This window comes from Rhodococcus sp. Chr-9, from assembly GCF_000801125.1.
Lineage (GTDB): Bacteria > Actinomycetota > Actinomycetes > Mycobacteriales > Mycobacteriaceae > Rhodococcus > Rhodococcus pyridinivorans.
Map to the genome: position 1 here is coordinate 120,337 of NZ_JTIZ01000118.1, position 22,179 is coordinate 142,515.

18 protein-coding genes and 4 pseudogenes are annotated in these 22,179 nt (G+C 69.3%); 14 read left to right on the forward strand and 8 right to left on the reverse strand.

What is annotated here, in order from left to right:
* Window positions 1-6: 6 nt before the first annotated feature.
* The 3 genes from QR64_RS18540 to QR64_RS18550 form a co-directional block, all read right to left on the reverse strand.
* Complete coding sequence (locus QR64_RS18540; protein WP_039586678.1) at window positions 7-657, reverse strand: response regulator; 651 nt, start codon at window positions 655-657, stop codon at window positions 7-9.
* Window positions 654-2,556, reverse strand: a 1,903-nt coding sequence (locus QR64_RS18545; RefSeq protein WP_235367225.1) for a histidine kinase, incomplete at its 5' end; no start/stop codon positions are given. The genes QR64_RS18545 and QR64_RS18540, both read right to left, overlap by 4 nt.
* Window positions 2,557-2,634: 78 nt before the next feature.
* Window positions 2,635-3,330 (reverse strand): hypothetical protein, encoded by a 696-nt coding sequence (locus tag QR64_RS18550; protein ID WP_052227364.1) that lies wholly within the window; start codon window positions 3,328-3,330, stop codon window positions 2,635-2,637.
* A gap of 622 nt (window positions 3,331-3,952) precedes the next feature.
* Between QR64_RS18550 and QR64_RS18555 the strand changes: the two genes are divergently transcribed.
* The gene (locus QR64_RS18555; RefSeq protein ID WP_033097930.1) at window positions 3,953-5,551 is read left to right on the forward strand and encodes an FUSC family protein; all 1,599 of its coding nucleotides are present in this window, start codon (window positions 3,953-3,955) and stop codon (window positions 5,549-5,551) included.
* 40 nt (window positions 5,552-5,591) lie between these two features.
* Here QR64_RS18555 and QR64_RS18560 read toward each other — a convergent pair whose 3' ends face one another.
* Entirely contained in the window at window positions 5,592-7,214 is a 1,623-nt protein-coding gene (locus QR64_RS18560) for a hypothetical protein (RefSeq protein WP_039586682.1), read from the reverse strand.
* A gap of 326 nt (window positions 7,215-7,540) precedes the next feature.
* Between QR64_RS18560 and QR64_RS18565 the strand changes: the two genes are divergently transcribed.
* Window positions 7,541-9,013, forward strand: a complete 1,473-nt coding sequence (locus QR64_RS18565; protein WP_039586684.1) for an MFS transporter — start codon at window positions 7,541-7,543, stop codon at window positions 9,011-9,013.
* Here the strand turns inward: QR64_RS18565 and QR64_RS18570 are convergent.
* On the reverse strand, window positions 9,000-10,652 hold the full coding sequence (locus QR64_RS18570) for a PucR family transcriptional regulator (RefSeq protein WP_039586686.1): 1,653 nt from the start codon (window positions 10,650-10,652) through the stop codon (window positions 9,000-9,002). The genes QR64_RS18565 and QR64_RS18570 overlap by 14 nt on opposite strands.
* Window positions 10,653-10,980: 328 nt before the next feature.
* Here QR64_RS18570 and QR64_RS18575 point away from each other — a divergent pair, with 328 nt between their 5' ends.
* From QR64_RS18575 to QR64_RS18610, 9 genes and pseudogenes are all read left to right on the forward strand, one after another.
* Window positions 10,981-11,430, forward strand: a complete 450-nt coding sequence (locus tag QR64_RS18575) for a GlcG/HbpS family heme-binding protein (RefSeq protein ID WP_006552488.1) — start codon at window positions 10,981-10,983, stop codon at window positions 11,428-11,430.
* Window positions 11,431-11,471: 41 nt separating this feature from the next.
* Window positions 11,472-12,191: a TenA family transcriptional regulator gene (locus tag QR64_RS18580; RefSeq protein ID WP_006552489.1), complete on the forward strand. Its 720-nt coding sequence runs from the start codon at window positions 11,472-11,474 to the stop codon at window positions 12,189-12,191.
* Between the two features lie 84 nt (window positions 12,192-12,275).
* Window positions 12,276-12,662: a Rieske (2Fe-2S) protein gene (locus tag QR64_RS18585; protein ID WP_051121625.1), complete on the forward strand. Its 387-nt coding sequence runs from the start codon at window positions 12,276-12,278 to the stop codon at window positions 12,660-12,662.
* Complete coding sequence (locus tag QR64_RS18590) at window positions 12,659-13,882, forward strand: NAD(P)/FAD-dependent oxidoreductase (RefSeq protein ID WP_039586766.1); 1,224 nt, start codon at window positions 12,659-12,661, stop codon at window positions 13,880-13,882. Before QR64_RS18585 ends, QR64_RS18590 begins: the two co-directional genes overlap by 4 nt.
* Window positions 13,879-15,333 carry an aldehyde dehydrogenase family protein gene (locus QR64_RS18595; protein WP_019290277.1) on the forward strand — a complete coding sequence of 485 codons (1,455 nt, stop codon included), beginning with the start codon at window positions 13,879-13,881 and terminating at the stop codon, window positions 15,331-15,333. Before QR64_RS18590 ends, QR64_RS18595 begins: the two co-directional genes overlap by 4 nt.
* A gap of 39 nt (window positions 15,334-15,372) precedes the next feature.
* Window positions 15,373-15,729 (forward strand): Rieske (2Fe-2S) protein, encoded by a 357-nt coding sequence (locus QR64_RS18600; RefSeq protein WP_006552493.1) that lies wholly within the window; start codon window positions 15,373-15,375, stop codon window positions 15,727-15,729.
* Window positions 15,726-16,099: pseudogene (locus QR64_RS28180) on the forward strand (gamma-glutamyltransferase); the annotation flags it as partial. The gene QR64_RS18600 and the pseudogene QR64_RS28180, both read left to right, overlap by 4 nt.
* Window position 16,100: 1 nt before the next feature.
* Window positions 16,101-17,314: pseudogene (locus tag QR64_RS18605) on the forward strand (gamma-glutamyltransferase); the annotation flags it as partial.
* A 28-nt stretch (window positions 17,315-17,342) separates the two neighbouring features.
* A complete protein-coding gene (locus tag QR64_RS18610; RefSeq protein WP_084222369.1) occupies window positions 17,343-17,762 on the forward strand; it encodes a RidA family protein in 420 nt (139 codons plus the stop codon).
* A 79-nt stretch (window positions 17,763-17,841) separates the two neighbouring features.
* On the opposite strand, the gene QR64_RS18615 is transcribed toward QR64_RS18610, so the two are convergent.
* Window positions 17,842-18,420 carry a DUF2231 domain-containing protein gene (locus QR64_RS18615; RefSeq protein WP_019290281.1) on the reverse strand — a complete coding sequence of 193 codons (579 nt, stop codon included), beginning with the start codon at window positions 18,418-18,420 and terminating at the stop codon, window positions 17,842-17,844.
* A 130-nt stretch (window positions 18,421-18,550) separates the two neighbouring features.
* Here QR64_RS18615 and QR64_RS28185 point away from each other — a divergent pair, with 130 nt between their 5' ends.
* Window positions 18,551-18,730: a DUF1016 N-terminal domain-containing protein gene (locus QR64_RS28185; protein WP_235367226.1), complete on the forward strand. Its 180-nt coding sequence runs from the start codon at window positions 18,551-18,553 to the stop codon at window positions 18,728-18,730.
* Between the two features lie 34 nt (window positions 18,731-18,764).
* A complete protein-coding gene (locus tag QR64_RS28190; protein WP_235367227.1) occupies window positions 18,765-19,142 on the forward strand; it encodes a PDDEXK nuclease domain-containing protein in 378 nt (125 codons plus the stop codon).
* 33 nt (window positions 19,143-19,175) lie between these two features.
* Here QR64_RS28190 and QR64_RS28195 read toward each other — a convergent pair.
* Both QR64_RS28195 and QR64_RS18625 read right to left on the reverse strand, forming a co-directional pair.
* Window positions 19,176-19,454: pseudogene (locus QR64_RS28195) on the reverse strand (DNA polymerase III subunit gamma/tau); the annotation flags it as partial.
* Window position 19,455: 1 nt separating this feature from the next.
* Window positions 19,456-21,529 (reverse strand): annotated as a pseudogene (locus QR64_RS18625) (DNA polymerase III subunit gamma and tau); the annotation flags it as partial.
* Between the two features lie 2 nt (window positions 21,530-21,531).
* On the opposite strand from QR64_RS18625, the gene QR64_RS18630 reads away from it, so the two are divergent.
* Entirely contained in the window at window positions 21,532-22,176 is a 645-nt protein-coding gene (locus QR64_RS18630) for a PadR family transcriptional regulator (protein WP_019290285.1), read from the forward strand.
* Window positions 22,177-22,179 lie beyond the last annotated feature (3 nt).

The following is a 22,179-nucleotide window of genomic DNA, read 5'->3' on the forward strand; positions in this document are numbered from 1 at the left end:
AGCAGGTCAGTCGACGCCCAGGCCTGCTTCCCGCGCACGGACGATCGCGCTCGCCCGGTCGGCTGCACCGATCTTGCCGAGGATGTTGGACACGTGGTTGCGCACCGTCTTCTGGCTGAGCACGAGTCGGCGGGAGATCGCGGCGTTGTCGAGTCCGCGGGCCACGAGGTCGAGGATCTCCCGCTCCCGTTCGGTCAGATACGGGAAGACCGCCGACGTGTTGCGGGAGGTCGCGACCGCCGCAAGGGCTTTCGCCGCGACCGCCGCACCGACGATCATCTCACCGTCGGCCACGGCCCGGATCGCCCGTTCGACCCCCGACGGATCGGCCCCTTTGACGAGATAACCCGAGGCACCGGCACGGATGGAGGCGATGAGAATGTCCTCGTCCTCGTGCATCGTGACCATCAGGATGCGGGTGCCCGGCGACTTCCGGAGGATGCTGCGGGCCGCGTCGATCCCCGATCCGTCGCCGAGTTCGATGTCCATGAGCACGACGTCGACATCGCCGGTCACGACCTCGAGGGCCTCCCCCACCGAACTCGCCTGGCACACGACGTCGATCCCGTCGAGAGTGCCCAGCAGTGCCGCCATACCGAGGCGGAAGACGGGATGGTCGTCGACGACCGCAACGCGTATCGCTCCGTTGTCGCTCATGATTCGGACCAGGGTAGCCGCGCCCGCACCACGACACCGCACGGGTCGCCGGGTTCGATGCCCACCGTTCCGCCGACCTCCCGGGCCCGTTCCCGCATGCTCTGCGTCCCCACACCGATTCGTGCGTCGGTCGCGAGTCCTCGTCCGTCGTCGACGATGTCGAGGGCCAGCACGTCGCCCTCCGCCGCGACCCGCACCGTGCATTCGTCGGCACCGGAATGCCGTCGCGCGTTGATGACCGCCTCGGAGGTGATGCCGTAGGCGGCCCACGCGATCGGCCCGGACATCCCGGCGGGGAGGTCGGACCGCAGGTCGACGCGGAATCCCGCGCGGGCGTGGGTGATCACGAGTTCATCGAGTGCGGCGGTGAGGCCGAGTTCGTCGAGAACCGGGGGCAGCAGACTGCGCGAGAGCTCGCGGACACCGTCGACTTGCCGATCGAGTTCGCGGAGCAGTTCGTCGACGAGTCCGGCCGCGGCGTCCGGGTCGGTGGTGACGAGATTGCGTGCGCCCTGCAGGCCGAGCCGCACCCCGGCGAGCGACGGGCCGAGACCGTCGTGCAGTTCGCGGCGGATGGTGCGGCGTTCCTCGAGTCTCACCTCGGTGAGGCGGCGACGCGCGTTTTCGAGGTCCTCCGCCGACCGCAGTACGACGAGCCCGGCGTCGACGACGGTCGCGAGTTCGGTGAGCGCCCGCCGGCTGCGTGCCCCGAGCGATTCGCCCGGAGGTGCGGTGACGGCGAGGGTGGCGTCGCCGTTACCGACCGGAACCTCCTCGACGGGTCCGGTCGCGGTCCCCCAGCGTGCGATCACGTCGCCGCCGCGGCGCACCTCGACCGATTCGAGACGCAGTGCGATGCCGATTCCGGCGGCGAGTTCGCCCAACAGCAGGTCGGGCGAATCGGCACCGGCGAAGTGCCGCCCGAGGATCCGGACGGCGCGTGCCGGGTCGACGCCGTCGCCGTAGACGAGGCGGTGCACCTTCCGGCCGAGCCACATCCGCACCGGCTGCACGGCCAGGGCGACGGCGGTGGCGGCGACCGCCTGGGCGAAGACCGATTCGTTCGGGAGCACCAGCGACACCGCGACCGTCACCGCGAGATAGGAGGTGACGAGCACGGCGGTGAGACTGCCGGCGAGCGCGGCGCGACCCACCGCGAGGTCGATGCCCCAGAGTCGTTGGCGCAGCACGACGGCAAGGATCGCGACGGGATAGAAGGCCTGCGTCGCGAGGTGGAGCAGCGGTGTGAGCATCCACGGCACGTCCGGGACCGCCAACGGGATGTACGAGGCTGTCATCAGGGCACTGCCGAGCGCGAGCCATCCCGTCCCGGATCGTTCGCCCGCCGAGGCGTGACGGCGACGCCACTCGACGTGCCCGGAGGTCAGGAAACCCACGGCCACAACGGGTCCGACGAACCAGATGTCGGCGATGTCGGTGAAGGTGCGCGCCCAGAAGAACCAGGCGATCGTCAGGACACCGACGCCGATCCCGGCCCGCACCGCGGGATCGGCCGGGCGGTCGCGGACGAGCCACGGCACCACCAGGAACAACGCGAGTGTCCCGGGGATCCAGGTGGTGTTCTGCAGCGGACCGAGGAATCCGACGGGCAGTTCGGGGCGGACGAGGGCGAGCTGGGTCCAGCTGTAGGACATCGCTGCCACACCGACGCCGATCGACGCGACGGCCAGCAGGATCGGCACGGCGTGGATCCGGCGGGCGAGGATCACCCCGGCGACCGTCCCGTAGACGGCGGCTCCGACGACGTCGACGAGGAAGAACAGCTGGTCGGAATCGAGCGCGGGCCGTGCCGCGACGAACACGACGACGGCCGCCACGGCGAGCAGCCAGGAGACGACGGCCACGACTGCGGCGGGTACCGGAGCCCCGGTACCCGCCNCCTTCATGGTGCGGTGAGTATGCACCGCCGTGTCCTTGACGCGGCAGGTATACGCCGCTGGGCCGCTCGCAGTGGCACTAACGTGCACGCCGGTCCGCGAGGGCGAAGCCGACTCCGGCCACCAGCACCCACACCGGGCCGGTGAAGCCGGCCATGTACTGCAGTGGGGAGATGCCGAGGAGCAGTGTCAGACCACCGAGAACGATGCTCGCCCAACCGATCCACCGGGGCGCCGCGCGGTGATGCAGGACCGCGACCGCGACCGCGACGCCGCTGACACCGGCACCGACCCACAGCCATGGGATGGTGCCCATCCAATGCGAGGCGAAGACCGCCACCTCGGGCACCATCTGATCGGTGTTGCCGAGGCCGAACAGCAACTCGGTGTCGAGTCCGGTGCCCATGAGGGTCGCGACCGAGGTGAGCACGAGACCGAATGCCGCGACCGTCGGCACGAGGCTGAATTCCGGAGTGCCTGCGCGCAGTCGGCGCTGCAGTCCGGCGGCGAAGACGAGCAGCAGCGTCGTCGACACCATCAGCGTCAGGTGCATGACGAGCATGGGCGTGTGCTGCCCGGCGAACTCGGTCATGATCGCCACCGCGTTGCCGGCGGTGCGCTCGTTGTATGCCGCGCTCATCGCCATGCTCGCCTGGATGCCCACGACGCCGGCGAGGCCGGCGACCGCACCCGTCCACGCCCAGAGCGAACCGGGGCCACGACGATCGGGAGCGATCGGCGCGAGGGGTTCGGTCTCGGTGCCGAGAGTGTTCATGAAGGTCCCTTCGGATCGATGCGACGCCCTGCGCGTCGTAAAGGAACGATCCGGTGCCCGATGTCCCGGGTGGAAGGGACGACTGTCCCGACCTTCCGGGATCGCCGCCGGCGTCCCTCGTCGGGCAGACGTCGTGCACCTACCACAACCGAGGGGAGGTTGTGTGCGATTCTCCCGACGGAAACGCACACAACCTCCCCCACGACCGAGGATGCCGACGCGGATATTTCCGTGGGCTGCCGGATCCGCGTCGCCCCGAATTCACTCAGGGATTTCGGGTGCGGCGCTCGTCCGCCGAATGAAGAGCGGCGACGGACGCGAAGGCCGCAGCCAGTACCAGTAACAACAACACAACATTGAGTGCCATGGAATGTCCTTTCACGGGGCCGGGTGAATTTCTCCCGACTTCGAAACAGGCGCTCCCCTCTTCTATCCTATTTACGAGAAATATGCGAGTCGACGCATTTTCCACCGGCGAATTCGATACGTTCGTAATTCGCACGCCGCGGAATTCCGGGTCGGATATTTCGTGGGAAGTACGGCGGATCAGCCCAGTGACCTGCGCCTCATGTGCGCCTGCCGGCGGTAAGCAGTGCCCCGTCGGTTCCTAGGGTGGTACGACGTGGCGGAAGCGAGCGGAGATCATCGGGTCGTCGACCTTCCGCTGCCCACCCCCGCCCCGTTGCGGACGGCGATGCTGTCGGTTCCCCGGCAAGGACGCCGGTGGCCCGGCGCCGCGCGCGCAGCCGCCACGGTCGCGGTGCCCGGTCTCGTGGGCGTCGCTCTCGGATTCGGCGCCGTCTCCGCCATCGCCACACTCGGCGCTTTCGCCGTCGTCTACGGCGAGCAACGCCCCTATCGCGTCCGTGCCCGAGCGGTCGCCGTCATCGGGACGGTGCTCGTGACACTGGCGACGATCGGTGCCCTCGCAGGTTCGGTCGTCCACCACGAACTGGCCGCGGGCGGGTCGGCGTGGTGGTACCTGGTGGTCGTCGCGGCGATGACCGCGACCGTCGCGGTGTGCGCCTTCGTCGTCGACGCCCTGCGGATGGGTGCGCCCGGCGCCTTCCTGATGTTGCTGTCCCTCGAGATCGCATCCGCTCTCCCCGCGCTGGGAGTGTCCGTCCCGACGGTCTCGGCGTGGACCGCGATCGGCGCCGGAACGGCCGTCGTGGCCTCCATGTCCGGTGCCCCGTTCCGGCCGCGAACCCCGGAACGCACCGCCGTGGCCGCGGCGGTCGCTGCCGTCGACGCGGTCTTCGAGGAGAACTCACCCGGCAATCGCCGCGCCGCGGTCCACGATCTGCACGCGGCCTGGCAGTGCCTGCACGACGCCGGACTCATCGATTCGGGGCATCCGCTGGAGCAGACGCTGCGCGCGGCGCACCTCCGATGCGCGGAGACACTGGACGAGCGTCCGCGGGACGAGGCAGTTCCCGAGGACGATCTGCGACTGCGGACCCCGCTGCGACGCCCCTCCGTGCGGTACCGCCTCGCGCGCGCCGCGCACCTGCGCAGCCGGTCGGCGACGATCGCGGTGCGCCTGCTCGTCGCGGGACCTCTCGCCGGGACGATCGCCATCGCGCTGGGCGTCGGACGTCCCGACTGGGCGGTCATCACGGCCGCGATGATCCTGCATCAGGGACCGGATCGGATCCTCGGCTCCTACCGGGCGGCGCACCGCTTCCTCGGCACCGTGCTCGGACTCGTCCTGGTGGCCTGCCTGACGCCTTTCCATCCCGGTGGTGTCGCCCTCGTCGTGGTGCTGGCCGCGGTGATGGCCGGCACGGAAATGTTCCTGGTGCGGAACTACGGCCTGGCGATGGTCTTCATCACCCCACTCGTCGTCGTCCTCGGCGGGTTGGGTGCCCCCGGCGATCTGGTGACGGTCGCGCGCGACCGCTTCCTCGAGACCGTTGTCGGCGTCCTCGTCGCGCTCGCGGTGCTGTGGGGCGTACTTCCCCGGGCCCACCGTCGCGTCCTCGACTTCGCCGACGGCCGCGTCCGCGACGCCGTCACGAGAATCGCCGCGTCGACGGACGTCCGCGAGCTGCCCGAACTGCGCCGCGACCTCGAGTTCGACCTCCACGCATCCACCACCGCGGCCGTCATCGCCGCGCACACCGAGCCGGCGTGGACCCGGGAACGCTGGATCGAGCACCGCCGTCTCCACGAACTCGGCTACCGGATCCTGACCCTCCCGGAACGACCGGGCCCCTGAAGCAGGGACCCGGTCGCTTCCGTCGGAATACGCGCCGTCGTCAGAACACCAGGACTGCGAAGACGGTCGAGAGGATCAGCCCCGCCATCACCGGCAGGAAGCACTTGCGGGCGAGATCGAGCACGGGCACCCGGGCGAAACCGGCCACCGCGACCAGCGAGGACCAGGCGATGATGACGCCGCCACCGGCCCAGATGTTGCCCATCTGACCGATCGCCGCGAGCGTCGAGGGGTCGACGTCGACGGCCGGTCCGAGAGCACCCGACAGCGCACCGGTGAGGGGCAGTCCGCTGAATCCGGACCCGTCGAGCCCGGCGACGAGGCCGATGAGCAGGATGCCGAAGGACGTGATGAAGGCGTTCTGCGGAAGGTGCGACTGCACCGTGGTCACGAGGTCGAACAGGATAGCCGGGCCTGCGGCGTCGGCGGAGATGCCGAGGATCGGTCCCGCGAACTCCGGATTGCCGATGAAGAAGAAGCCGGCGATCGGGAGGACGCAGCCCATGGCCTTGAAGGCGAAGACCAGGCCGTCGACGAGATGGTCCGAGGTGGTCTCGAGGAAACCTCCGCGGTCGGTCGACGCTGCGGCGGCGAACAGGATCAGCGCTGCGATCCCACCCACGATCGCGGCGGCGTCACCACCCTGCAGTGGCGGCACGACCTCGGTGAACTTGCCCAGCATCAAGTAGACGATGAACGCGAGGTAGGCGAGCGGCACGAGCATCGCGAACGCCTTCGCGGTACCGCGGCGTTCCTTCTCCGCCGCGGAGTCGGGGTCGGCGATCGGGTCGGACGGCGCCACGAGCACCGCCGTGGCCGTCGCCGCCTGCTCTCCGCCGCCGCTGGGGCCACCGGCGGGTTCCGGCCGACGCGGAGGACGGGAGCCACCCCCGTCGCCCGAGGAGTCGTCACGGGTCTCGCCGATGCCGCGGTCGGCTGTGTCACCGATGCCGCGGTCGGCTGTGTCACCGATGCCGCGGTCGGCTGCGGCCTCCCACTCGACGAGGAGGTCGGGGGACGGTGCACGCCAATGCCGCTTCTGCACGAGGTAGGTGATCAGCAGAGCCGTGCCGCCGACGATCAGGGACAGGACCATGGCTTTGTCCGCCACGGCGTCGGCCTCGACGCCGGCCGCCGATGCGGAGATACCGGGCGCCACCTTGATGATGTAGTCCGAGGACAGCGCCATGCCCTGGCCGCAGATCGCGATGACCATGCCCACCGACAGCGGGGACATGCCCGCGCGGATCGCGACGGGGATGAGCACCGCGCCGACGAGGGGCACGGCCGGGGTGGGCCAGAAGAACAGGGAGATCACGTAGGTGACCGCGGCGAGGACGAGGAAGCTGCTGGTGCCCGCACGCATGACCCGCCGGAACGGCGCGACCATCATCCGGTCGGCGCCGAGCTGGCGCAGCGCGCCGAGCATGGCCGTGACCATCGCGATGATGAGGAAGATGTTGAACAGTTCCTTCGCCGCGACGAGGCTCGCATTGAAGATGGCCGACAGTCCCGTGACGATGCTGCCGGAGAACGTCAGTGCGGTCAGGAAGGTTGCGACGACTGCAGGAACGACGATGTTCTTCCGCAGGGCCATGGTGGCCAGGATGACGAGGATGCCGGCCAGGTAGACCCAGTGCGCGGCGGTGAGTTGTACGTCCAAGGCGATTCCTTCGACAGGGGGTGGAACGAGTCGGGCTGTGTTCGTGGACGGTGAATGGGAACTCGATGTATTGGGGGAACTTTCCGCTACGGCCCGTGCTCGGTCAACGAGAACGGTGCACAGTGCCCGCCACGCTAGTTGTGCACTGTGTTCCACTTTTGCGATTTCGTGACGACGAAGCGCTCCGGTGTGAAATATTGCTACGAACATGTGTCGCGCGCCCCGCGCCGCCCTCATGACGTCGTCGAATATGCACCCTGCACCGGCTCACGCGGATCCGATGTGCACCTTCACTCCGCGATGGCGATGCATCCGACGGTAGCGCAGTGCGAAAGTGGTTCGACGGTACGAACCGTGCCGCGCAGTTCCCCGAGGTTCCGGAGAGTTCGATGACCACTCGCACCGATACACCGGCAGCGCCGGCAGCCGAGACGGATACGGGCACTCCCCTGGCCCTGTCCGCCCTGCTCGCCGGAACCCTCGTCGGGACATTGAGCAACAACATCATCAATGTCCCACTGCCACAGATACTTTCCGACTTCGACGCGAGCCTCGAAGACGGCGCACTCCTGGCCGTCGGCTTCCTTCTCACTTTTGCTGCGACAATGCCCTTTGCAGGGTACATCGGTGACCGATACGGTCGGCGTCGCGTCTACTGCGGTGCCCTGCTCGGCACCGCGATCTGTGCGGCCGGAGCGGCGACGGCGCCGACCCTCGAGATCCTCGTGGTCTGGCGCGCCCTCGGCGGAGTCGCGGCGGCTGCATTTGCGCCTGCTGTCATGGGGTTGATCGCGTGGCTGTTCGGCGCGCATCGACGCGCACGCGCGGTGGGCGCGTGGGCCACCGTGAACGGACTCGGTCAGGCCATCGGCCCCACCCTCGGCGGTTTCGTTGCGGGACATTGGGGTTGGCGATGGGTATTCGTCCCGATGATCCCGATTGCACTGATCGGTCTTGCCGGGACGTTGCGCTGGATCCCGATCTTCCCCGGCCGCCGGATGACCCTCGACGTGCCCGGTGCGATCGCACTGACCCTCGGTTCCGCCGGAGTCGTGCTGGGACTGAGCATGTTCGGACAAGCAGGTGTTCCCACGTCCGTCGCGGGGATCGCCCTGGCGGTCTCGATCGTCGTACTGGTCGGTTTCGTCGTGCACTGCCTACGCGCGGACGTGCCGTTCGTCGACGTCCGACTGTTGGTCGAGAGCAGATTCGCGCGGAGCGCGGCCGCCGCCTTCGCGCAGATGTTCTGCCTGGGCGCCGCTCTGCTGGCGGTGCCGCTGCGGTTGCACGCGACGGGCGCGTCGACGGCCACGGCCGGGGCGATCCTGTTCGCACTGCCCGCAGTCATGGCGGTCCTCGCACCGGTGGTCGGCCGCACTGTCGATCGCGTCGGCGGACGGCACATGTTGCGGGCGGGACTGGTGGTGCTGCTCGTCGGTCAGATCGCGCTTGCCGTCGTCCTCTCGGCGGACGAACCGCGGCTGTGGCTCGTCGCGACCGTCCTGGCGATCACCGGTGCCGGCATCGCCGCCGTGCAGACCCCCGCGGCGGCCGGCTCGACGCGGTCCCCGGCGGGCGAGCGCGGGACGGGCCTGGGGGTGTTCAACCTGATCCGCTTCGGCGGCTCCGCCGTCGGGGCCGCGTGGGTGACCGTCGCGCTCGGTTCGTGGACGGTCGGACCGCTCTTCGCGGTGTGCGCCGTGGTCGTGTGCGCGGGGTTCGCCGCGTCGTTCCTGGGGGCCGACCCCGAGGATCACGCACCGACCGGCTCCGAGTCGACCGCTCTCAGCGGTAGTTGATCTCGTTCTCGACCGAGGTGCGCAACCGGTCGAGAAGCTCGAGGCGGACGGCGAGCCAGGCCGTGAACTGGTTCTCCGGCAGCCGGACGTCCATCCCCATCGCACGGGAGATCCGGTCCAGCTTCGACAGCATCGTGTTGCGGTGGACCGACAGCTCCCGCGCCGCCGCGTTGACGTTCCCGCCGGCCGCGAGATAGGCCAGCAGGGTGTCGTACAGGTCGGTGCCGGGCTTGAGCGTCCCGAATACGTCGCCGACGAATCTGCGGCTGCGATCGGTCTCGGCGACCAGCTCGAGCACACCGTAACCCCGCAGGTCGCGGTAGGCCACCGAACCCGACATCCCGAGCCGCTGCCCGATGCCGAGCGCCACGCGGGCCTGCCGGTAGCTCTCCCGGATCTGGTCCACGCCGACGGCCGGAGCGCCGTGGGCGACGGGCACCGGACGCACGCGCCGGCGGGACAGGTCCTGCGACACCGCGTCGGCGTATTCGGCGATCTCGAGTTCGACGTCGCTCGGGTCGCGGTAGCGGAGCGACCGCACCACCACCAGGACGTCGCCGATCACCGTGACATACGAGCGCACCGACGGGTGGGGCAGGACGCTCGCCGCGTACCGGGCCAACCGCAACAGTCCACCGGATTCGTCGCCACCCGGACCGGCCGGGTTCTCCCCGTAACCGGGCGCGACGAAGACCGCGAACGACGAGGTGAGATCGATGTCGTGGTACTCGGCGCGCGCCTGCATGTCGTGCTGGCTGGTGAAACTGCCGTGCACCAGCGCCTGCACGAAATCGCCGCGGGCCCGTTCCTCGGCCTCGTCGACACTGCGTTGCCGCAGCATCTCCGATCCGATGATCGCCGTCGCCTGTTCGGTGACGACCGCGTGCTGGGCCAGCTCGTGCGGTCCGGGAGACGCGCCCGAGGCGAGCACGACCACCCAGCCCTCGAACCGTTTGCCGAGCCGGATGGTGCTGGCCGTGCACGTCCAGGGTGTGCCTCCGACGACCTCCTCCAGCACGCGGGTGTCGTGGGGGGCGTGACGTTCCGCGGCCGTCACCGTCGACAGCTGCTTGTGCAGTATCGTCGAGATCTCTTCCGCCCGAACGGCATCCACGCCGTGGAAGGCGACGGCCTGACCACGTGCATCGAGTGCGATCGCCGGATGCTGTGCGAGCGCCGAGACCTCCTTGACGAGCAGGGTCAGTCCCGCGCCGCGGTGCAGCAGACCGGCGAGCGTCGAGTGCACGTGCGCGGAATAGCGCATGACGTGCACTTCCTGCATCAGCGACCGCTCGGCGAGCAACCGGTTGAGTGCCGCGAATCCGACGGGCAGGTCGAGTTCGATCACCACCAGTCCTGCCGGCAAGGACATTCCGGCGGGCACCGCGCCGTCGACGACCAAGGCCGCCGCGTCGCGGGCCGCGAGCGCGGACAGGGCGTGCGCGCTGTCGGCCAGTGCCTCCGGCCGCATGTACACGGCGACGCCGGTGAGATCATCGAATCGGCCGACGACCTCGCCGAACGGCAGCACCCAGGTGAGCGCCCGGTCGAGATCGGCCTCCCGATCCACGACCCGGGCGCCCTCCATGAGCGGTTCGTCGAGCAGCCCTCGGACTGTCAGACGCGGGCTCGATTCCATGGGGACCTGCTTCCATCGGGAGCATCGGCGGGCTGTGAGGGGGTGGGCCCGTCGACACCGTGGCGGTGTGCACTTTCTACACCAGATACCAGAGTCATGCGCCCCAGACGCATGTGCACTGTGTACACCGAATCCCGAAAACGACGGTGATCCTGACCGTCCCCATCGGCGCACGGCCCTGTTAGAAATGAGCCACGCCGGACACACCGCTCCACCGCTCCGGCACCCGCCGACACTTCAGCGACGCGACATCGGCGGGACGCACACGGATCCCGACGCGGACCAGGAATCGTCCGACTCTCCGACCCGACTCCGAAAGTGGAGACCAATGCATCGAATCCACCGCATCACCCTCGACGACGCACTCCCCCTGCTGGCCGCCGGCCGCGCGAAGGCCGAGGAGATCGGCGTGAAGCAGACCCTCTGCGTCTGCGACGAGAGCGCGAACGTCATTGCTCTGCACCGGCTTCCCGGCGCCCGCCTCACCGGCGTCGAGATCGCCATGGCGAAGGCGTTCACCGCCGCCGGCCACGAGCGCGCCACCCACCTGTTCAACGAGGGTCCCAACGGACCCGCACTCCCCGGCAACGAAGCGTTCGGCATCAGCCACATGCTCCCCGGGAAGTTCGCGATCTTCGTCGGCGGCTTCCCCCTCGTCTACGACGGACAGATCGTCGGCGCCGTCGGCATCAGCGGCGGCAACGGCGAGCAGGACAAAGCGGTCGGCGCCGCCATGATCGCCGAATTCGAAGCCCTGACCTCCGCGATCAACGCCTGATCGCATCCCCCCGCACGACCTCCTCATCGAAAGGCATCATCATGACCGAACTGCTCGGACGCGACGAATTCCGCGCCGCACTCGAAGACGCCATCAAGGGACGCGAAGCGAAGAACGCATCGTTCAGCAAGGCGTGGGCCGAGGGCAAGCTCGAGAAGCACCACTTCGCCCGGTGGGCCGAGAACCACTACCACTACGTCGGCCCCTTCGCCGACTACCTGGCGAACATCTACTCCAACACCCCCGATCACTTCACCGACGCCAAGGACTTCACCCTCCAGAACATGTACGAGGAGGAGCTGGCCGACATCCGGCACACCGACCTGCTCATCAAGTTCGCCGAGGCGTGCGGCACCACCAAGGAGCGCGTCGAGGATCCGAACAACATGAACGCGGTCACCCGCGGACTGCAGGCCTGGTGCTACGCGGTGTCGCAGCGCGAACACTTCGTCGTCGCCACCGCGGCCCTTGTCGTGGGCCTCGAATCGCAGGTGCCGAGCATCTACAAGAAGCAGATCGTCCCGCTCCGCGAGGTGTACGGCTTCACCGAGGACGAGATCGAGTTCTTCGACCTGCACATCACCTCGGACGTGGTGCACGGTGAGCGCGGCTACCAGATCGTCCTCGACTGCGCCGACACCCCGCAGCTGCAGCAGCGCTGCCTGCAGCTCGTTCGCTGGGGAGCGGAGATGCGTTTCTCGTACACGAAGGGCCTGTACGACACGTACGTCGCCCCCGATCTGGAGCTGGCGTCCGCCTGATCCGATGCGCGGGAGCGGAAGTCGCTCGCGGCTTCCGCTCCCGGTCTCGCACACGAGCGAAGGAGAAGCATGTCCACCGAAATCATGGGCAGCGGGACCGCCGGCACCGACACCGCCGCGGAGTCCCCGACCTGGGTCGCCGTCGCCACGGTGAAAGAGGTGACCCGCCGCCGCAAACTCCGCGTGGAGGTCGACGGCCTCGCGATCGCACTGTTCCATGCGAACGACCGCATCTACGCCTTCGCCGACCTGTGCATCCACCAGGACCGTTCGCTCGCGAAGGGCACGCTTCTGCACGGCCGGGTCATCTGCCCCGGCCACCAGTGGCGCTTCGATCTCGAGACCGGATACGAAGAGGACCAGGACCTCTGCCAGCCGGTCTATCCCGTCCTCGTGCGCGACGAGACCGTCCTCGTCGACCCCACCCCGCGTCCGGCACCGGCCGCATCCGGAAAGGAGTGCTCGGCATGACCGTTCGCACCGTAGTCACAGTGGGCGCCGGCCAGGTCGCCGCCGTCGCCGCACGCACCCTGCGCCGCCGCGGCTTCGACGGACGTATCGTGCTGCTCGGCGACGAGCAGCACGCCCCCTACCAGCGCCCACCCCTGTCGAAGGAATTCCTCGCAGGCCGCGAAGGAGTCGACTCACTCGCACTGCTGACCCGGAAATGGCTCGACGCCAACGACATCGACATCCGAAAGGGTGTGTCGGTTCAGCGCATCGACACCGCGACCCGCACCGTCGAGTTCGACGGCGGCGAGATCGCCGCCGACGCGATCGTCCTCGCCACGGGCGGACGCCCCCGCACCCTCACCACCACCGGATCCCGGCCCGATCTCGTCCACTACCTGCGCACCCTCGACGACGCGACCGCCCTCGCAGCCCGCCTGACCCCGGGCTCGAGTCTCGCGATCGTCGGCGGGGGCTTCATCGGACTCGAGATCGCAGCGACCGCAAGATCTCTCGGCGTGACGGTGACGGTCCTCGAACAGGCCGAACACCTCCTCGGAGGCATCCTCGGCGAGCAGGTCGGCCGGCACTGCGCCGAACTGCACCACCGCAACGGTGTCGACCTGCGCGCCGGCACGGGCGTCGCCTCGGTGACCACCTCCGATGATGGCGTGCGGATCGCGACCACCACCGGAATCGTCGAGGCCGACGCCGTGGTCGTCGGCATCGGCATCGTCCCCAACACCGACATCGCGGCGGCGAGCGGACTCGCCGTCGACGGCGGGATCGTGGTCGACGCCACCGGGCGCACCTCGGTCGAGAACATCTATGCGGCAGGCGATGTCGCGAAGCGGTTCTTTCCGCGCGAAGGCCGGCACGTGCGCGTCGAACACTTCGACAACGCGAACCGCCAGGCCGCGGTGGTCGCCGACGCGATCGTCGGGCGGCAGTCGCTCTCCGACGACCCGCACTGGTTCTGGTCCGATCAGTACGACACCAACATCCAGTTCGCCGGATCAGCTTCCGGAACAACCGAACTCGTCGTCCGCGGTGACACCGACAGCGGAGAGTTCTCGGTCTTCTACCTCGCCGGCGACGTTCTGACCGCTGCCTTCGCGATGGACCGCGGCGAGGACATCATGGCGGCCCGCGAACTCATCGGCCGCAGGGTCGACGCAGCGCTGCTCGCCGACGAGGACACCGATCTGTGGGAGATGTACGAGGAGGTCGAACCCGCATGACGATCACCGGACTGAACCACATCGACGGCAACTGGGTACCGGCCGCCTCCGGCGCGGTCTTCGAACGCCGCAACCCCGCCGACGAGACCGATCTGATCGGCACCTTCCCGGACTCCGACGCCATCGACGTCCGCAACGCGGTCGATGCTCTCGACAAGGCCGCGCCCGAATGGGCCGCCGCCCCGCCCGAACGCCGCGCCGCGATCCTCGAAGCAGCCGCCGACCACCTCGCCGCACACTCGGCCGAACTCGTCGACGAACTGATCCGCGAAGAGGGCAAGACCCGCGCCGAGGCGTCGATGGAGGTGACTCGCACCCCCATGAACCTGCGCTTCTACGCAGGTGAGGCACTGCGCGCCACCGGTGCGACCTTCCCGGCCCCCGGATCCACGACGATCTACACCGTGCGCGAACCGATCGGGATCGTCGGTGCCATCACACCGTGGAACTTCCCGCTCAACATCCCCTCCCGCAAGCTCGGTCCGGCGCTCGCCGCCGGCAACACGGTGCTGTTCAAGCCGTCCGAGATCACCCCGCTGATGGGGCAGCGACTCGTCGAGGCCCTCCTCGCCGGTGGTCTGCCGCCCGGCGCGATCGCACTCGTCCAGGGCGACGGCAAGGCAGGCGCGGCCGTGTCCGGCGACGAACGGGTCGCGGCCGTGACCTTCACCGGCTCCACCGAGGTCGGACGCGCCATCCACCGCAGCGTCGGCCCCGACCGGCGCGTGCAGCTGGAGATGGGCGGCAAGAATCCCGTCGTCGTGCTGGCCGACGCCGACCTCGACGCCGCAGCCGCACTGATCGTCAAGGGCGCCTTCGGGTTGTCGGGCCAGGCGTGCACCGGCACCAGCCGGGTCGTCGCCGTCGACGCAATCCACGACGAGTTGCTCGAGAAGGTCGCCGAACGCACCCTCGCACTGCGGGTGGGACCAGGTTCGGGTGCCGCCGTCGATGTCGGCCCGCTCGCGGGTCGCGGTCAGCTCGACAAGTTCCTCGAGTACGTCACCATCGGCACGGACGAAGGCGCACGGCTCGTGTGCGGCGGCGTGCGATGCGAGGACGACGCGCTGCGAGACGGATTCTTCGTGCGGCCCACAGTGTTCGCAGACACCGCCCCGGGGATGCGCCTGCTCACCGACGAGATCTTCGGCCCGGTCCTGGCCTTCCAGCGCGCCGGCTCCTTCGACGAGGCCCTGGCTCTGGCGAATGACACCGCCTTCGGGCTCAGCGCCTCGGTCGTCACCCGGAGTCTGTCCGCTGCACAGCGTTTCATCGCCGGGTCGCGGACCGGGCTCGTGAAGGTCAACCAGCCCACGACGGGAATGGCCATGAACGCGCCGTTCGGCGGCTACAAGCAGTCGAGCACGCAGACCTTCAAGGAACAGGCCGGCCCCACGCTCATGCAGTTCTACCAGTCCGAGAAGACCGTCTACCTGTCCCCCGACGCCTGACCGGCGACACCGACCCTCGACAAGCCTGGAGGAAAGACCATGGAGTTCAAGCGAGTGGCCCGATCCGGGCAGGTGCCCGAAGGCATCGTCCGCCGGTTCTACGCCGAGGACTACGAGTTCGCCATCTCCCGACTGGACGGCAAGGCGTACGCGACGTCCAACTACTGCTCACACCTCGACTGCCTGCTGTCGTCCGGCAAGCTCGTCCAGGACGGCATCGGATGCTCCTGCCACGGAAGCGCATTCGACCTCGAGACCGGTGAGCCGATCTGCCCGCCGGCCACCGAGCCCATCAAGACCTATCCGTGCGAGGAGCGCGACGGCGAGATCTTCGTCGGGATCGACCCCGCCGAGCCGCCGGAAGGACCCCGTCGACGTCGGATGCGATCGGCATGAGTCGGCGCGCGACACGACCGGCGACGGTCGCGACCGGAGGCATGGTCGCGTCGAGTCATCCGCTCGCGAGCCTCGCCGGGGTCCGCGTCCTCGAGGACGGTGGCAACGCCGTCGACGCGGCCCTGGCGATGGCAGCGGTCACGTGGCTGACCCTGCCCGGGCAGTGCGGCATCGGCGGCGACGCGTTCGCCGTGGTCCGCGAGCCCGACGGGTCGGTGTGGACCGTCAACGGCAGCGGTTACGGACCCGACGGCGGTACACCGGATTTCTACCGGGCACGGGGACTCGACACGATCCCGCTCGACGGGGCGCTCGCCGTCGCCGTTCCCGGCGCACCCGCCGCGCTGGCGGCACTGCACCGGCGGGGAGCNTGCCCGAACTGTGGGCGCCGGCAGCCCGGATCGCCGAGAGCGGCCTGCCGTGCTCGGCGAAGACCCGAACCGACGTGCAGACCGCTCTGCATGCGATCCGCGGCGACGCCGGACTCGCCTCGGTGTACGCACCGGGCGACCGGGTCCCGCGCCTCGGCGACGTGCTTCCCCAGCCCGATCTGGCCCGCACGATCCGTGCCCTGGCCGAGGATCCGGCATCGTTCTACACCGGCACGCTCGCCGAACGCTGCGTGGCTGCGCTGCAGGGGGGCGGAGCACCGTTCAGCGGCGACGAATGGCAGGCCGGGGCGTCAGTGGACGCGGAGGCGGCGCTCACCGGCAGCTATGCCGGTCACGTCGTGCACCAGACCCCGCTCCCCACACCGGGATGGATGGTGCTGCACCAGGCCGCCCTGTGCGACGACGCGCTCGGCACCCACCCTGTGCTCGGCGCGGCATCGATCGACCGGATGGCCCGCGCGGCCACCGTCGCCTTCGAAGACAGGCTCCGCTGGTGCTCGTCGGACAACGACGGGGTCGCACGGGTGCTCGATCCCGCGAACATCGCAGCCGGTCGCGCACGGATCGACGGGCGTGCACCGGCCGAGGCGTTCGCCGTCTCCGCCGGGGACACGACGTCGTTCGTCGCCGTGGACTCCGAGGGGCGGGCGGTGTCGTTCATCCACTCGCTGGCGTTCACCTTCGGAGCGAAGCTCACCGTGCCCGGCACCGGCATCGTGCTCAACAACCGGCTCGGTCGCGGTGCCTACCTGATCGACGGGCATCCGAACGAGGTGGCGCCGCGCCGCAAGCCCCTGCACACACTCAACGCGTGGATCGTCACCGACTCGGCGGGTGAGCTGCGGCATGTGGGCAACACGCCCGGTGGCGACGGCCAGGTGCAGTGGAACATGCAGTTGCTGTCGCACCTGCTCGACCACGGTCTCGACCCCCAGGAGGCGGTCTCGGCGCCGCGCTTCACCGTCTTCCCGGGATCGGACGCCAACGTGCTCGGCGAACCGACCGCATTGCGGATCGAAGGCGACGTCGCCGACGGCGTGTGCGACGAACTGCGCGAACTCGGCCACCTGGTGGAAGTGCTCGAACCACTCGACGCCGAGGGCAGCGCGCAGGTGATCTCGATCGACGACCGCGGGGTGCTCTCCGGCGGCAGCGATCCACGACAGGAGGGGGTGGCTCTGGGTGTCCTCTGACATTGCTTCGCCATGGGTGTCCACTGATGTGACCGCTGTCGCACCGCGTCCGCAGGGGCGATACGTCCCGGCCGTGTTGGCCGGCGACACCGTCCGCACGGCGGGCATGACCCCACGGCGAGACGGCGAGCTGATCCTCACCGGACGGGTCGGCGCGGAGGTCACCGTCGAACAGGCCCGGGCCGCCGCGGTCGTCGCGGTGGGCAACGCGTTGGCAGCGATCCGCGCGACGCTGCCGGAGGCCACGTCGTTCCGGCCGGTCGAGATGGTCGTCTACGTCGCGAGCGCGCCCGGTTTCGTCGATCTGTCGGTGGTCGCGGACGGCGCGTCGGACCTGATCGAACGCGAACTCGGTGTGGATGCGCTACCGGCGCGCACCGCCGTCGGCGTCCACACCCTGCCCGGCGGGGCACCGCTCGAGATCGCGCTGACCGCCGTGTGCGGATAGACGGAGGTTCACAATCCTGGTGGTCGACCATCAGGGTTGTGAGCCTCGTTTCTCGGTTGTGAACCTCGGGGACTAGTGCTCAGCGCTTGGCGCCGATGTCCTCGAGTTCGGCTGCAAGATCGACACTCTCGGACGGTCGCTGCCACCGATACACTCCGCCACCCTGGGCGTAGGAGAGGTGACCGCCGAGAGCGCCACCGACTCCGACCGCGCCGAGACCGATCAAAGTCCACATCGTCCCCGCCCGGTCGTGGCGGGCACGTCGCGCGCGATAGGACGTCGCCATGCAGATCACCCCGATCGCGTTGGACACGGCGTGCACCGCACCGACCCTGCGCTGAGGGGCATCCTCCAGGGTGGAGAAGTCGGTGTAGCCGGTGACGATCGTCGGGACCGCCGCGCCCAGTCCCAACGCGACGAGTCGCCGGGACGCGGTGCGCTGCCCGGGCAGCGCGTCCAACGCCGCCGCGGACACCCACGACCCGATCGGGACGGTGACGAGAAGCGGATGGACGGGGTGTCCGAGCCAGGAACCTCGGAGCAGGTCGTCGACGACGGAGCCGTCGAGGACTCGCCGCATGCGCTGCGCGATGCGCTCGGCGGGCCGATCCACAGCGTCGAACGATTCGACGGCGCGCAGGAGTTCGTGCAGGTTCATGATGAGGCGATACCCGTCGGCAACAGATACGAATCGCCGGGTGAGCGCGATGCGACGGCACCCTTCGATCGCTGGCCATGACGACGTCGGCATTCGTATTTCTGTCGTATCCCGAGGGCACCATGTGGCCGTGACCGAGAAGACCATCGGCTTCCCGAGGACTATCCGCAATTCCTGGACGAACTCGAAGCACAGGTTCGTCGACCAACTGGCCAGGGACCTGCGCTCCGAGTTTCCACACATGCGCGGTCTCTCGCGCCGCAATCTCTTCTACATGCGGTCCTTCGCGGACGCCTGGCCCAGGAAATAGTGCAACAGCCTGTCGCACAATTGCCATGGGACATGTGACGGTCCTTCTCGAGAAGCCCGACAACCGAGAGCTTCGCGACTGGTACGCAGCTCGCGCAGCAGAACACGGGTGGTCGCGTCACGTTCTGACTCATCAGATCGTCGGGCAGTTACATCGCCGTGTAGGTGCCGCGCCGTCGAATTTTCCGGACCATCTTCCTCCACAGGACTCCGACCTCGCACAGCAACTCGTCCGCGGCCCGTACATCTTCGATTTCTTCGATCTCGACGAGCGGGCCGCGGAACGAGAACTCGAAGCGGCACTGATGACACGCCTCGAACAGGTACTCCTCGAACTGGGGCACGGGTTCGCGTTCGTCGGCCGCCAGTACCACTTCACCGTCGACCACGACGACTTCTACCCGCAGAGCTGATACTGCTCGTCGGCAACTCCAGGCCCGGTACGACTACTTCTCGTCGAGCGGTTTCGCTCCCAGCACGTCCTTGAGCAGTTCGATCGCGACTTCCTCCGGATCGCGGCGCGTCGACGGGTCGCCGGGCGTGGCGGCCTCGGCGAACATCTCCTCGACGTCCGCCTCCGTCATCTGCGACGGGTCGGGCGGCGGCGCGTCGTAGCCGGGGCCCGGGTCGTCGGGAAGATCGGGGGCTTCGGGCGGCGGGATGTCGTCGACGCTCTCCACGGACGGACGCGTGAACGTCGGGGCAGCCGACGGTGCGGCCGCCGGNGCGGCGCGGCATTCTTCGCCTGGCTCGGCCGGGAGAAACGCGGTTGACCCGCCGGACGCGAATTCTTTTCGGGTGCCGGGGTTCTGGCAGGCGCCTCCGCAGCAGCGGATCCGTGGACGCAGGTGACCTCGAACTCTCCACCGAAGACCGCCTTCAGCGCATCGGCGATGACCGTGGCGTTGCGCGCGTCGGCGAGTCGCTTCGCGAGCGGAGCGGAGTCGTGCACGAGAACGACGCGGGTGCCGTCGACCGATCGGACCGTGGCGCCCGAGAGCATCACCTCGACGGTGCGGCTGCGTTCGCGGACCTTCGCGCGCACCTCCGACCACACGCCCCGCATCTGGGCTGCGTCGGGACCGCCTGCCGCGCGGGCGGGTTCGGGCTCGGGTTCGGGAGCAACCGGCTCCTCGGGGGCGGGCGGCGGAACCTCCTGCGCGGCAACCTCGTCGGGCACACTCTGCGGCTGTGGAGCCTCCGGGACGACGGGAGGTTGCGCGGCGGCGGGAGGCGGTGTCGGGGCAGGTGCCGGCTGGGCCGGTTCGGGCTGCACCGGTGCCTGCTGGGCAGGGGGTTGCTGGGCAGCTTCCGGCTGCGGCTGAGCGGCCTCGCGGGGCTGAGCAGTCTCGCGGGGCTGAGCAGTCTCGTTGGACGGTGCGGCAGGCGCCGCCTCCGCTGCCCGGCGCTGGGAGGGACGCTGGAAACGTGCCGCGGGTTCGTCGGGCGAGATGGGCGGTGCGGCAGGCGCGGCGGGTACTGCCACCGGCTTCGGCGCGACACTTCCCGCCGGGGCTGCGACGATGCCCTGCTCGAGTCGTTCGAGGCGTTGCAGGACAGCGGTTTCCGCGTCGGACGCCGCGGGGAGCAGCATGCGCGCGCACATCACCTCGAGCAGCAGACGCGGCGACGTCGCACCGCGCATCTCGCCGAGCCCGGCGTGCACGATCTCGGCGTAGCGGGTGAGGGTGGCCGGGCCCAGGCGGGTCGCTTCGTCGCGCATCCGCTCGAGGACGTCGCCGGGTGCGTCGACGAGTCCGCGCTCGGCGGCGTCGGGGACGGACTTCATGAGGATGAGGTCGCGGAGGCGTTCGAGAAGGTCGACGGCGAAACGACGCGGGTCGTGCCCGGCGTCCATGACCTTCTCGACGGTGCCGAACAGCGCCGCGCCGTCGCCGGCTGCGAGCGAATCGACGGCCTCGTCGATGAGGGCGACGTCGGTGACGCCGAGCAGCGACAGGGCGCGCTCGTAGGTGACGCCCTCGGGGCCGGCACCGGCGAGGAGCTGGTCCATCACCGACAGCGAGTCGCGGGGGGATCCACCGCCGGCACGGATGACCAGCGGATAGACCGCGTCCTCGACGGGCACGTTCTCCTGGCCGCAGATCTGCTCGAGCAGACCCCGCATCGCCGTGGGAGCGAGGAGCCGGAAGGGATAGTGGTGCGTGCGCGACCGGATGGTGGGCAGCACCTTCTCGGGCTCGGTGGTCGCGAAGACGAAGATGAGGTGCTCCGGCGGCTCCTCCACGATCTTGAGCAGGGCGTTGAAGCCCTGCGTGGTGACCATGTGCGCCTCGTCGATGATGAAGATGCGGTAGCGCGATTCGGCCGGAGCGTAGAACGCGCGGTCGCGGAGTTCGCGGGTGTCGTCGACACCGCCGTGGCTCGCGGCGTCGAGTTCGGTGACGTCGAGGTTGCCTCCACCGCCCGGGCCGAGCGACACGCACGACCGGCACGTTCCGCACGGCGTGGACGTGGGGCCGGTCTCGCAGTTGAGCGAGCGGGCGAGGATGCGCGCCGAGGACGTCTTGCCGCATCCACGAGGACCCGAGAACAGGTAGGCGTGGTTGATGCGGCCCGTGTCGAGCGCCGTGCTGAGGGGCACGGTGACGTGCTCCTGCCCCACCACCTCCGCGAAGGTCGCAGGTCGATACTTCCGGTACAGAGCCACGCGCCGAGCGTACCGGCGGCTCCCGACATGCACGGAGGTCGGTCCGTTGACATCTGTGGCCGAGACCACTGTTGCGTTAACGATATATCGAGATCTATCGTGACCGTATCGACATAGAAGGAGACGCACAGATGCGAACCCACGAACATCCCCGCGGCCGTCGCCGCGCCATGCACGATCGAGATCTTCCCGGCGGCCCGTTCCGCGCCGACGGCCCCCGCCGTCGCGGACACCACCCGCACGACGAACCCGGCTTCCGCCCGCACCGCGGTGGCGGCGGACGGGGACACGGCGGCCCGCGAGGAGGACGACGCGGCCGAGCACAGCGAGGCGACGTCCGCGCGGCCGTGCTGCGCCTGCTCGGCACCGAACCGATGCACGGCTACCAGCTCATGGAAGCGATCGCCGAACGGACAGGCGGCGCCTGGCGCCCCAGCCCCGGCGCGATCTACCCGACGATCTCCCAGCTCGAGGACGAAGGACTCGTCACCGTCGAGAAGGAGGGCGGACGCAAGCTCGTCTCACTGACGGATGCGGGCCGCACGTACATCGACGATCCGGAAAACGAGCTCCTCGACCCCTTCGCCGCTCACGATCCCGATTCCGACGCCCCCGACCTGCGACTCGCACTGCGCGAACTGCAGGTCGCGACGCGGTCGGTCGCGATGAGCGGTTCCGACGCCGAGGTCGCCGCGGCACACGCGGTCCTCACCGGAGCCAAGAAGTCGCTGTACCGGATCCTCGCCGGCGACATCGACACGTCCGATCAGGAGTGAAGG

Coding starts and splice junctions, on each gene's coding strand:
- QR64_RS18540 (WP_039586678.1), bottom strand. CDS start 657: ATGAGCGACAACGGAGCGATACGCGTTGCGGTCGTCGACGACCATCCC.
- QR64_RS18550 (WP_052227364.1), bottom strand. CDS start 3,330: ATGAACACTCTCGGCACCGAGACCGAACCCCTCGCGCCGATCGCTCCC.
- QR64_RS18570 (WP_039586686.1), bottom strand. CDS start 10,652: ATGGAATCGAGCCCGCGTCTGACAGTCCGAGGGCTGCTCGACGAACCG.
- QR64_RS18575 (WP_006552488.1), top strand. CDS start 10,981: ATGCATCGAATCCACCGCATCACCCTCGACGACGCACTCCCCCTGCTG.
- QR64_RS18580 (WP_006552489.1), top strand. CDS start 11,472: ATGACCGAACTGCTCGGACGCGACGAATTCCGCGCCGCACTCGAAGAC.
- QR64_RS18585 (WP_051121625.1), top strand. CDS start 12,276: ATGGGCAGCGGGACCGCCGGCACCGACACCGCCGCGGAGTCCCCGACC.
- QR64_RS18590 (WP_039586766.1), top strand. CDS start 12,659: ATGACCGTTCGCACCGTAGTCACAGTGGGCGCCGGCCAGGTCGCCGCC.
- QR64_RS18595 (WP_019290277.1), top strand. CDS start 13,879: ATGACGATCACCGGACTGAACCACATCGACGGCAACTGGGTACCGGCC.
- QR64_RS18600 (WP_006552493.1), top strand. CDS start 15,373: ATGGAGTTCAAGCGAGTGGCCCGATCCGGGCAGGTGCCCGAAGGCATC.
- QR64_RS18615 (WP_019290281.1), bottom strand. CDS start 18,420: ATGAACCTGCACGAACTCCTGCGCGCCGTCGAATCGTTCGACGCTGTG.
- QR64_RS18630 (WP_019290285.1), top strand. CDS start 21,532: ATGCGAACCCACGAACATCCCCGCGGCCGTCGCCGCGCCATGCACGAT.